At 61.6% G+C, this 12,159-nt stretch carries 8 protein-coding genes; 6 read left to right on the top strand and 2 right to left on the bottom strand.

Annotation, left to right across the window (positions count from 1 at the left end; all coding sequences use genetic code 11):
- Nucleotides 1-1,180, top strand: a 1,180-nt coding sequence (locus PXK01_RS13970) for a glutathione S-transferase N-terminal domain-containing protein (protein ID WP_274860572.1), incomplete at its 5' end; no start/stop codon positions are given.
- Between the two features lie 244 nt (nucleotides 1,181-1,424).
- Complete coding sequence (locus PXK01_RS22005; protein WP_446728455.1) at nucleotides 1,425-1,556, top strand: ATP-binding domain-containing protein; 132 nt, start codon at nucleotides 1,425-1,427, stop codon at nucleotides 1,554-1,556.
- Between the two features lie 983 nt (nucleotides 1,557-2,539).
- Here PXK01_RS22005 and PXK01_RS13965 read toward each other — a convergent pair.
- Complete coding sequence (locus PXK01_RS13965; protein ID WP_274860570.1) at nucleotides 2,540-2,941, bottom strand: helix-turn-helix domain-containing protein; 402 nt, start codon at nucleotides 2,939-2,941, stop codon at nucleotides 2,540-2,542.
- 781 nt (nucleotides 2,942-3,722) lie between these two features.
- Here PXK01_RS13965 and PXK01_RS13960 point away from each other — a divergent pair.
- From PXK01_RS13960 to PXK01_RS13945, 4 genes are all read left to right on the top strand, one after another.
- The gene (locus PXK01_RS13960) at nucleotides 3,723-4,889 is read left to right on the top strand and encodes a nucleotide sugar dehydrogenase (protein WP_274860569.1); all 1,167 of its coding nucleotides are present in this window, start codon (nucleotides 3,723-3,725) and stop codon (nucleotides 4,887-4,889) included.
- A gap of 333 nt (nucleotides 4,890-5,222) precedes the next feature.
- Complete coding sequence (locus PXK01_RS13955) at nucleotides 5,223-5,564, top strand: hypothetical protein (RefSeq protein ID WP_274860568.1); 342 nt, start codon at nucleotides 5,223-5,225, stop codon at nucleotides 5,562-5,564.
- Nucleotides 5,565-5,577: 13 nt separating this feature from the next.
- Nucleotides 5,578-7,800, top strand: coding sequence for a nidogen-like domain-containing protein (locus PXK01_RS13950; protein ID WP_274860567.1), 2,223 nt, complete (start codon nucleotides 5,578-5,580; stop codon nucleotides 7,798-7,800).
- Between the two features lie 149 nt (nucleotides 7,801-7,949).
- Nucleotides 7,950-9,665 carry a calcium-binding protein gene (locus PXK01_RS13945; RefSeq protein ID WP_274860566.1) on the top strand — a complete coding sequence of 572 codons (1,716 nt, stop codon included), beginning with the start codon at nucleotides 7,950-7,952 and terminating at the stop codon, nucleotides 9,663-9,665.
- An 86-nt stretch (nucleotides 9,666-9,751) separates the two neighbouring features.
- Here the strand turns inward: PXK01_RS13945 and PXK01_RS13940 are convergent, their stop codons facing one another.
- Nucleotides 9,752-11,974, bottom strand: coding sequence for a calcium-binding protein (locus PXK01_RS13940; protein WP_274860565.1), 2,223 nt, complete (start codon nucleotides 11,972-11,974; stop codon nucleotides 9,752-9,754).
- Nucleotides 11,975-12,159 lie beyond the last annotated feature (185 nt).

Genomic DNA, 12,159 nt, shown 5'->3' with positions numbered 1-12,159 from the left:
AGGGCGAAAAAAGCTTGTTCAATTGGCAAAATCAGGCGATCTTGACATCACCTGGCACGCCACTTGGGGAATGTCGGAATATATGTCAATAATATTGCATCTTGAACCGGTCTCCAGGATCATGATCCATAGGCGTAAAGAAACGGGAGGGAGAGCGGACATGACACAAGAGCATTACCGTATCATCGGCGGCCTCGGCTCGCCTTATTCCATGAAGATGCGCGCCATTTTCCGTTACCGGCGCATTCCCCATCTCTGGGTGCAGCAGAACATGGAAACGCGCAAAGAGGTCGCTCATGTGCGCCCGCCCGTCATTCCCATCATCCAATATCCGGACGGCACCTATCACAACGACTCTACGCCCATGATCTATGATCTGGAAGCGCGCCATACTGGCCGCTCCATCGTGCCTGAGGAAGAAGGCCAGGCTTTTCTCGCCTATCTCATCGAAGACATGGCCGATGAGTGGCTCACCAAGATGATGTTCCATTACCGCTGGTTCCTGGAGCGCGACCAGAAGCAGATGAGCCTCTGGCTCGCCTTCGACACGCTGCCGGGCGAAGGGCTGGAGACCATCGAAGGCTTCGCCAAAACCTTCCGCGACCGGCAGGTGGGCCGCATGGCGCTGGTCGGCTGCACGGCGCATAACCAGCAACTGATTGAGCAAACCTGCACCCGGCTTTTCGAATTGCTGGAAGCGCATGTCACCGGCAAGGAGCGCTATCTTTTCGGCGCGCGCCCCTCACTCGCTGATTTCTCCATCATGGGCCAGTTTTCGCAGCTCGCCGTCGACCCGACGCCCTGCGACAAGATGCGGGCCGAAGCGCCTTTCCTCTTCCGCTGGCTGATGGAGCTGGACGATCTAAGCGGTCTTGAAGAAGGCGCCTGGCGTGATCCGGCGGCGCCTCTGTCTCCGGCGCTTGAAGGGTTCCTTCAAATGGCAGGCGAGGTCTATCTGCCTTTCCTCGAGGCCAACAAGAAGGCCTATGAAGCAGGCGAGGAAACCTTCCGTTTCGAGGCGCTGGGCCTTCCTTATGAGCAGGGCACCTTCCGTTATCAGGTGAAATGTCTGAGCGAATTGCGCCACCGGTTCCAGAGCCTGAGCGGAGAGGCAAAGGCTCGCCTCGAACCGGCCCTTGAAAAAGCCGGGCTTCTGACGTCCCTCAGCGCGCCTGCATAAATGAACACGCGGCTGTGAAGCGCGGGGTCTTGCGGCAGCGGGCCGGGGCGGCTTAACTCCTGCCATCGAAATTCTTGGAACAGGGGAGGAAACCCATGAACCGCGTCCTCGCGCATCTCGGCACGAAATATCCCATTTGAAACGATTACCGGAAAAGCCCGCGGCGATTTCGCCTCCGAGGTCAAATCATACCGCGCCGAAATGACGAAGATCGTCGATGATGTGGTAAAATGGGACACGGCACTTGAGACATTCAAGGTGGGACCATGTGATCATTGAAGACGAAAGCCACATCTTTAACAGGCATGCGAGGAATTGGCTCTACACGGCGGTCACAAGGGCTGCTGATCGCGTGACCCTGGTAACACGCCTCTAGGCACAAGTTGTTGTTGGCTCAGTCATTGGGGAGGTGCTGTTCCCCAATGACGGTACTGTCTCACGCCCAAAGCCATAGGAGCATCGGGTTGAAGGTCTTCGGCGGCGCCAGAGCCGAAACCCGTGCTGGCCAATACAGTGCCAAAGCCGCGGATCATGCCGCGAAACCGTGGCTTCATGGCACGGGTCCATTCGCTCGGAGTGTTGAGGCAGTCGAGGTAGGCTTGTCAGGCATGGGAGCTTTCTATTCACGGCTAACGGACAGGATGTGGTTGTGCTGGCGCGCCCTTAGGCTCCTCTGGACGATCTGGCGCACCTTGTTGCTCCCAATCCATGTTTGACGTGCCGGACGGTCTTTGACGCGGCACCATCACACTAGACACTCTCTGCTCGATCCCGGCGGTAACTGCGACACTGACATAGTGTGTTCTCAGGCGTGCTCTGCGCGTCGCTGAGCACGACCCATGTTCTGATGCGTTTCGTATGCTGCACGCACGCTACCGACGTTCTACGCGCTCTTTTGCAGTGCTGGACTGACACCGAAGCCCCTTGTTTCCTTGGCTTTGTCAGCAAGAGAGGTTTACATTTCTCGCGAAAAACGCCGTTTTCGGCTTCAATCCGTCAACTTTATGTAAACTTTGGGTAAACCCTGAAGGCTGATTTTGGGGTGTTTTCGAGGGTTTGGGGTTTACATGAACCGGCGCTGAGGTTGTCGGATGTCAACCCATGTAAACCCCATGACAACCCTATCGCGTGTCGTTGCGGACGTTTTCGGGACCCGGCGAAGCGCAACGATCGCGCCATTCCTCGCCGTGGTCCCAGCTATAAGTCCACCTCATCCATATCGTGGCGCGCAGAGACGCCGCAGGAGCTGCACTCGGCGCAAGGTCGGCTTGGGGTCGCTGTCATTGCTCACGTCGCGCAGGAAGCGCAGTCAGACGCGTTCGTTGGGCATCAGATCGTCTTCCTGGCCGCACATGGTGCCTATCTCCCGAAGATCGTCTTGATCGCCGCCTGCGATCTGCTGGTCAGCCGGGGATCGGTATTGTTCGAAGCCTCGCGGATCGCCTGCAGCCAGCCAACCTCGTTCGCGGTGACCGGCTCACCGAACACCTCCAAGACTGCCTCAGCTGCCGTCTGGCCAATCGCCTGCTCCAAGGCGAGCCGCATCACGAAGGCCGGATCTGCCTCTAGTGCGCGCGCCAGGGCCGGGACACGATCCAGAGCCACCTTGGAGCTCCCCTGCTTGATCATCGTGATCATGTTCTGGTTCACATATCCGACTTCGGTGGCGATTTCTGCCTGGCTCTTCCGTCCTTTCAGTTCGAGCACCCGGCGTTCCACGTATTTCGCCAACTGTGTATCTTCGTGTGGTTTTTTGGACATCGTTTTCCTCTCAAATGTGACGCAGCGCGTGCTGCATATCTTCGTTATAGCGATGGCCAGGATGGGGATGTGTGGCGGGACAATAGTCACAGTCAAGGCCACAGGTGGTCGTCGAAGAATATGATTATGATGTGCTTTAGCGCACATAGCTCCGACTGCGCACACTATGGATCTGGCGTCTAACCTTGAGCTCAAACAACTACTCAGCCCGCCTGAATAGTCCGGTTTGAGTATCAGTGCATGACCGGCCTCGGGTCCATCAGGACGAGTATTTTCGGAGTTGGTGAAACTCCAAAAAGCCGCCAACCACCTAGCAGAACCTCCGCTTCAAAGCACACCCGGCGCCCTAGGCCGCGCGGACTGTGCAGATTGGCAGAATTCAGCAGTTGGTTTGAAGAGCATATTGAGCGGGCTCGCCAGGATGACAAGCTCTATCAGATGAACCAGAAAGACGCTCAGAGCGCACTGATGGCCTGCTTTGCGGCGCGAAGGCTTAACGGCCTTATGGCGGCGGGACTTGCGCGAGCACGGCAACCGCCCCTTTGTGACATATTGATTTTACATAATATATATTATCTCTGAAAACTTTGTGGCTGGGCGCATTCTAAACTGGCTTGCGCCAGATCCCCTCTCTTGCTCGAAAGCAAGCAGAATAAAAGATGGCACCAGCAAAGGTTTCTGGGCATGCACGGCTTGCCATTCATACATATCCACCTTTTATTGCGTGGCCCATGAGACCTCTACACTCTGCCCCTGAAACACGGCCCGCAAGGAGCTATTGATGCATATTGCTGTTGCCGGGCTTGGATATGTCGGCTTGTCCAACGCCGTATTGCTGGCGCAAAATCACGTGGTCACCGCCGTGGATATCTCCGCGTCCCGCGTGGACATGGTCAACCGCCGTCAGTGCCCGGTTATTGACGAGGACCTGCAGGCCTTCCTGAGCAAGCGCGATCTGCAGCTCACGGCAACGACCGATGCCGCCTCGGCCTATCGGGATGCCGATTTTGTCATCGTCGCAACACCGACCGACTACGACCCCCAGAACAATTTCTTCGACACCTCCTCGGTCGAGGCCGTGATCCGCCAGGTCATCGACGTGAACCCCGACGCCACCATCGTCATCAAGTCCACAATCCCGGTCGGCTTCACCGAGGACATCCGCCGCCGCCTGGACAGCGAGCAGGTGATCTTCAGCCCCGAATTCCTGCGCGAAGGGCGCGCGCTCTATGACAACCTGCATCCCAGCCGGATCATCGTCGGAGAGCACTCCGAGCGCGCCCGCATCTTTGCCGATCTCCTGCTGGAAGGGGCGGAAAGCAAGGATGTGACGGTCCTCTTCACCGATCCAAGCGAGGCCGAGGCGATCAAGCTCTTTGCCAATACCTACCTTGCCATGCGGGTGGCCTTCTTCAACGAGCTGGACAGCTATGCCATGGCCGGTGGCATGGACACGCGCCAGATCATCGAAGGCATCAGCCTAGATCCGCGCATCGGGGACCATTACAACAACCCCTCCTTCGGCTACGGCGGCTATTGCCTGCCAAAGGACACCAAGCAGCTGCTGGCCAACTACAGCCAGGTGCCGCAGAACCTGATCCGCGCCATCGTGGATGCCAACCGCACGCGCAAGGATTTCCTCTCCGACCAGATCCTGATGCGCGGGCCCAAGGTGGTCGGCATCCATCGTCTGGTGATGAAGGCAGGCAGCGACAATTTCCGCCAATCCTCCATCCAGGGCATCATGAAGCGGCTCAAGGCCAAGGGGATCAAGGTCATCGTCTACGAACCGGTGCTGGAAGAAGAGCATTTCTTCCATTCGCCGGTTGTGCGCGACCTTGCTGCCTTCAAGGCCGAGGCGGATGTGATCGTCGCAAACCGGATGAATGACGAGATCCGCGATGTCGCCGACAAGGTCTTCACAAGAGATCTGTTCGGAGCCGATTGAAGAAGATTGAGACCGTGAGGTGCCGACCAGCCCTCTTGGGCACGTGCCGGAAAACTCTGCGCGCCGCTACCCCAATAACAGGGGCGTTTCAAGCAGGGCAAAGTGCCGGGGGTCCGGATCCAGTCCTGCGGAAGCAAGCGCTCTGCGGGGAGTTTACCGCGCGGCTCGGGAAAGAAAATTTCCCCTTGGTGGAATCTCTCCCAGATGCTTAGACTTTGATTAAAGTCAAAGACCACTTATCCAAATCAAACCATTTTTGACCCTGGGGGGTGCCGAAAGGCGCAATTGATTCCACGCAGGATGCAGCACGCAAAGACAGAAAGGGAATGCACCGTGTTCACGGCCTCTTTCCATTCGATTCTGATCCGCACGGCTCTGGCTGTTCTGTTGCCTGTGGTCGGGTCTTCGGCGCAGGCCTTTTCGGCGCAGGTCAACGGCTGTCAGTTGCTGCACGATCAGGCGTCGGTGATCTGCAAGGCAAAGGTCTCCTGCCGCGATGCAACCGCGGCAATCGAGGCCATTCGCCCCCTGTTTACCCGCTGCGCCGCCGGAGAGCCCGTGCGTCGCAACGATGTGGAAGACGCCATAGGCGCCTTCAAAACCCCGCGCTACTTCCGATGCTGCATCGGCAACGACCTTGTGTCGCTGTGGCCATCGCCTGTTCCATTTGACTGAAAGGATGCCGACCATGGCTTTTGATGATTACAGATCACTCTTGGTAAGCGACACCGAAGGCTGGCATGACGGCAGTGACGTCATCACCTATTCGTTCCTGGGCACCGACATGCCCAAATATTACCGCCGCCTGGACACCGATGGCGACGGCATCAAGGATTCCTGGAACATCGGCGGGGAGATCGTTCCCTTTACCAATGACTTCTCCATGACCGTGGAACAGCGGGCCATGACCTCCCTGGCCATCGAGGCCTGGAACGAAGTGGCCAATGTCAACCTGCAGCCCGGCACCATCGCCCGCGGCGGCACCGACAGCGATCACGGCACCCCGGTCACCGGCGACGGCACCCTGGTGGCAGCGGGCGGCGACGCCCTGCCCACCAATGACGATGGCTATTCCCTGGTGGACATGTCGGCGGTCTTTGAAGAGGGGCTGAACTTCTTCGGCGTCGATTACGATGCCAGCCAGATCTACGTGAACACCAATGGCAACATCACCTTCGGCACCGGGCTGTCGCAATATACCCCCTCGGGGATCTCGGCCGGCACCATCCCGTTGATCGCCGCCTTCTGGGCCGATGTGGACACCCGCGCCGGCGAGCCGATCTACGTGGACGTGGACGCCGAGGCCGATGTGGTCACCATCACCTGGGAAAACGTCGGCTTCTATAGCCATCACGCCGAGCCCAGCAACTCGTTCCAGATGCAGCTGTTTGACCGCGGCGAGGGCGATTTCGACATCGTCTTCCGCTACGAGGACATCAACTGGTCGGCCGGGACCGCCTCGGGTGGCGATCCCGAAACCGGGCTTGGCGGCACCCCGGCCCGGGCCGGCTATTCGGCCGGTAACGGCGCCGACTTCTTCGAGCTGCCGCAATCGGGCATCGAAAGCGATATCACCAACCTGGAAAACATCACCGGCAACACCGGTGTCGAAGGGCTGTGGGTGTTCGAGGTCAGAAACGGTGCCATCGTCGGCGATATCGCCTTCGGCTCCACCGGCTTCGAAGATACCGGGCTTTATGGCTTTGTTGCCGATTTTCCCGAGCCCGACCATCTGGGCGACCGCCCCTCGCGTGCGGGCGACATGTGGATCAACAACGCCAATACCGACCAGTATATCCCCGGCGTTGGACCGGTCTACGGTCACACCAGCTGGAACACCTATCTGCATGAACTGGGCCATGCCCTGGGCCTGCGTCACCCCAATGAGCGTCCCAACGACCCGGATACCAACGCCCAATACACGGTGATGTCCTATGCGGCACATCCGTCGGAAGCGGACGAAAGCCTGATTGACCAGTCCTTCTCGCTGACCCCGATGGTCTGGGACATCCAGGCGCTGCAGGAGCTTTACGGCGCCAACACCACCACCCGTACCACCGACACGGTCTATTTCGGCGATGGCGGCGGCGAGAACGGTGCGCTGGAATATCAATATGCCACCAATGCCGACAATGACCTTGGCATGCAGGTGCGGGGCCAAGATGGCAATTACCGCGATGTCCATCTGACCATCTGGGATGCCGGCGGCACCGACCTGATCGATGCCTCGGACCTGAGCACCAGAAGCTTCATCGATCTGCGCCCGGGCAACTATTCCACCATCGGTGAGGAAACGGACAATATCGCCGTTGCCGCCGCCGTGCGCGAAGGTGGCCAGGTCATCAACTATATCGAAAACGCCTGGGGCGGCAGCGGCAAGGACCGGATCACCGGCAACAATGCCGATAACGAGCTCCTGGGCGGTGGCGGTCGCGATGTGATCCGTGGCAACCGCGGTGACGACATGATCGAGGGCGAGAGCGGCAACGACAAGCTCTATGGCAATGGCGGCGGCGACCTCATCGAGGGCGGCAGCGGCAAGGACCTGATCAACGGCGGCAGCGGCGGCGACGTCCTGTTCGGCGATGGCGGCAACGACAACCTGTCCGGCGGCAATGGCAACGATGACCTGGACGGTGGTGCCGGCAACGACAGGCTGCTTGGCGGTCGTGGTGCCGATACCTTCATCTTCGGCACCGGCAATGACACCGTGCGCGACTTCGACACCGGCCAGCGCGGTGAGGTGGTGGATCTCAGCGATGTCGCCTCGATCACCGATTTCAGCGACCTGATCGCCAACCACGCCACCGATGTCAGCGGCGGTGTGCGCATCAGCGACCTCGGCGGCAATACGATGCTGCTGGAAGATCTCACTGTGAGCGATCTGGCCGCCAATGATTTCTTGTTCTGATTGAAACCCTTGCTGTCCTCCCCGGTTTTCACCCGGGGGGGACAGAAACCTGACTTGCCCATTCCCAAAAATGGTGAACAGTAAAGATCCGACGCATTAACCATCTGCCGGAAACGGCCGCTCTTGATGAGCAGTGGAGGGATCTTTCTATGACCACCTATAATATCACCGGCTTTGCCGTCTTGCGCAGCAACCGCCAGGGACAAGAAGACGTCATCAGGGGCGTCGAAACCGGTATCGAGCTTTCAGCCTATGTGCCCGAGGGCACCACCACCCTCAGCTATACGAATTCCTCCAACCCCGACGAACCCGATCAACCCCTTGCCGATGTCACGGTCGAAGGCGGTCTCGCCTATATCGAGGGCGATCCTCTGGACGATGACGAAGCCGCGATCCTGCGGGTGCGCTGGACGGATGGCGGCACGATCCGCACCACCACGGTGCTTGTCCTGACTTTTTTCGATGCCGAGGTCGACGGCTACAGAAATGTGGATGCCGATGCGATCTTCGTGCTCGATGGCGATCCCCTGCCCAATATCACCACCGCGGCCCAGTGGGAGGCCTTTGACGGCAGCATCGTGTCGGTCGGTCCGGCACAGGGGGGGCTGGCCCCCGGGCAGGACATCCCGCTCAGCAGCTTCTTCACCTCCTCAAGCGAGAACGACCTGATCATCGGCACGGGTGGCAATGACGAACTGATCGGCGGGGTCGGCAACGACACCATCAACCCGGTGGATAATGGGGATTCCGACTACATCCAGCCCGGCAGCGGCAATGACCGGGTGATCTTCTCGGATCTGGAGCGCGGCTATGTGCATCTGGATCACTCGGATCTTGATGCCGGCGTCACCATCACGATCAATGGCAATGCCAACACCGGGGTGATCGACAAGGGCAGCAATGGCAGCACCCGGCTGGTGGATGTGCGCAACCCGATCCTGGCGGGCGCCGATATCGGTGGCCTGGGCGTGGTCGGCACCACTCACAACGATGTCTTCCGCGTCACCTCCGCAGATGGCGGCTGGATGCAGCTGCAGGGTCTCGGTGGCAATGACCGCTTCGTCATCGGCGACAGCGACGGCGCGGTGCGGCTGGATTACAGCAGCTCCAGCAGCGGCGTGGTGGCCAACCTCGGCCGTGGCCGCATCACCGATGACGGGATGGGCGGCGCGGACCGGATCTCCGGAAACGGGCAGATCACCGAATTGCGCACCAGCATGCATGACGACAGGGTGATCGGCTCGGGCCGGAACGAAAGCTTCATCCTGATGGCCGGCGATGACACGCTGGACGGCAAGGGCGGGTTTGACCGTCTGCGCTATGACCGCTCCGGCGTCGATGCGGTCGAGGTGCACCTTGGCCGTGGCGAGGCCAGCGGCACCTGGCGCGGCGAGAGCTTCACCCACGATATCCGCGGCATCGAATACGTGCGCGGCTCGCGCGACGGAAACGACAAGCTGACCGGCAACGGTGCCGACAACCGCCTGGAAGGGCGCGGCGGCAATGACGTCCTGAAGGGGGCCGGCGGCAATGACACGCTGCTGGGCGACGAGGGCCGGGACAAGCTGATCGGCGGCAAGGGCAGCGACACCCTGGATGGCGGCGCGGGCAACGACCTGCTGGTCGGTCAGGCCGGCGGCGATACCTTCATTTTCTCGGAAGGCAACGACCGGGTGAGGGGCTTTGGCGGCGCCGATGTGATCCAGCTCGGCAATGCCGCGGGGATCACCAGCTTCAGCGACCTCAGCAACAACCACATGCGCGAATCCCGGGGCAACGTGATCATCGAAGATGACAACGGCAACAGCATGACCCTGCTGAACCGCGACATCAGCGACCTGAGCGCCGACGACTTCCTGTTCTGATCCCTGCCGAGCAGCACAGACACAATGACCACCGCCCGGCTCCGGCCGGGCGGTTTTGTTTTTGGCAACCGCAAGGCAAAGCAGGCTCAGAACAGGAAATCATCGGCATCAAGCTCTGCGGGGCGCAGATCCTCCAGCAGCACCCGGCCCGCGCCGGTATCGATGCGGGTGCCCGCGGCGCTGCGGGAAATCTCCAGATCCGCAAACCCCATGCCCGGCCCGAAGATCCCGGACAGATCGATCAGGTCCTCGCCGGGGGTGAAATCCAGGATCCGGTCGGCGCCATGCCCCCGGGCAAAGACGAAGACATCCGCCCCAGTGCCGCCCTCAAGCCAGTCGCGCCCCTTGTCTCCGCGCAGCCGGTCGGCGCCATCGCCGCCCTCCAGCGTGTCCTTGCCGCCGCCGCCGAACAGGAGATCGCCGCCCGCGCCGCCCCGGATCTCATCATCGCCCGCCTGCCCCAAAAGCCGGTCCTGCCCCTCGCCCCCGGTCAGCGAGTCCTGGCCCGCGCCCCCCTTCAGCACATCCGCCCCGGCGCCGCCGAACAGCCGGTCATTGCCCTTCTGCCCCAGCAGCACATCGCCGCCGCCGCCACCATAAAGCTCATCATGCCCCTTGCCGCCCGCCAGCCGGTCATCGCCCAGCTCCCCGGACAGGACATCGGCCCCGGCATGGCCCTGCACCGTATCATCGCCATCGCCGCCCAGCAGCCGGTCATTGCCGCCCCGGCCCAGCAGCAGATCATCGCCGCCAAGCCCCTGCACCGTATCATTGGCGCTGCTGCCATCCAGCTCATCGCTGCCGCCGCCGCCATATTGAATGCCATCCTCCAGGCGCACCCCCAGAGAAAGCCGGTCGGGAAAAGGAAACAGCCCGCCCGGCCACAGATCCTGCAGATCCAATGCCCCGCCCGAGGCGCTTTGCACCTCGATCACGCTGTCGCCGAAACGCAGGCGGATCCCGTCGCTGCGGGCCTCCACACCGAGCTGTGCCATGCTGCGCAGCCCTGACAACAGGGACAGATCCAGCACATCCTCGCCGGGGGTGAAGTCGCGGATCGTGATCCGGCCCGCCACCGCCTCGGGCAGGAAGACATCCGCCCCGGCCCCGCCCGTCAGCACGCTGCCCGCCGCCTGCGCCAGCAGCACATCATCGCCGCGGCCACCCGTCGCGTTCCTGTCCTGCGCCGTCGCCGCGATCACCTGTCCCACCCCGCGCAGATCGAGGGTAAAGCGGCTGATCCCGCCCGCCGCGCCGGAGGTCACGAAGATCTGCAGCTCCTCCCCGATCTGCGCGGTCTCGATCGCCGTCACATTCTCAAGGCCCAGGCCCGTCTCATGAGCGAGGCTTTCGAGATGCACCAGCTTGCCGCCGGGCAGCAGCCGCATCAGGGCAAGCCCGTCATCGCTGCCCGCCGCCAGCACCAGCACAGCGCCATCCGCAAGCACCACCACCTCCAGCGCCACAAGCCCGCCGAACCGGGTGGTGGAACTGTCGTTCAGATGATCCGAGAGAGAGAGGGATCCATCCGCGCCCACCGCCATCAGGCTGATCGAGCCGCTGCCCTGCGCGCCCAGCAGCACCCAGGTCTGCCCATGGGCCTCGACGCTCATGATGGCGCTGGGGTGCCCCACCGGCAGGCCATCCTCCATGCCAAGGCTGCCCGCCGCCGTCAGCGATCCGCTCTGCGGGTCGATCCGGTAGCTGCGCAGCCCCTGGTGGCTGCCGCCCTCGGCCAGGAACAGGAAGGGCGCCGAGGCCGGACCGCCCACCGCCAGCGCCACGGTATCGGGCAGCCTGTAGGCGGCATCGCCCCCGGCGGCGCCCACCTCGCCCCGCATCTGCCCCGCAGCATCCAGCCGCCAGCCCTCCAGCTGCCCGCGGGCGCCGGTGATGCCATAGATCACGCTGGCGCCGCTCTCCAGCTGCAGCGCCGCCAGCGCGCCCAGGCCCCGCGGCTCGGCCCCCGGCAGATCCTGATCCGCCTGATCGCCGAGGCTGCCATCCGCGCCGATGCGGTGAAACAACAGCTGGCTTTGGGCCGTCCCCTCATGCAGGAGCCGCATCTGCCCGCCGATCTCGGCCAGGTGCATCTCGCCGGTCTGGGCCGTCACCCGGCCATGCATCTGGCTGTCCAGAAACGCCAGCCGCCCGGCCCCGTCCAGGCGCAACAGGCTGATGCCGCCGCCCCGGCCATTGACCGCATAGAGAAAGCGTGACCCGCCCGCCTCAAACAGCTCCAGATCGCGCAGATCCTGATCGAACAGCGGATTTCCCATTTCGAAACGCTGCGCGAATACGATGCCCATCGGTCTCGACCCCCAAAGTGAGAACACTCATCACGAGGGGTAACCTCCTGCCGGGCCATGTCCCCACTGAGGACCGGAATGGGGCAAAACAGGGGATATTGTTTACATATTGAAGACAATGCATGGGCATCCCGCCAGACCGGGACAGGGATACGGACAGGGGCACTGCCGTTGCCGCAGCGGCG

The sequence above is a fragment of the Phaeobacter sp. PT47_59 genome (assembly GCF_028890025.1).
Lineage (GTDB): Bacteria > Pseudomonadota > Alphaproteobacteria > Rhodobacterales > Rhodobacteraceae > Phycobacter.
The sequence above is the reverse complement of the archived record's forward strand: the minus strand, read 5'-3'. Positions and strand labels throughout refer to the sequence as shown.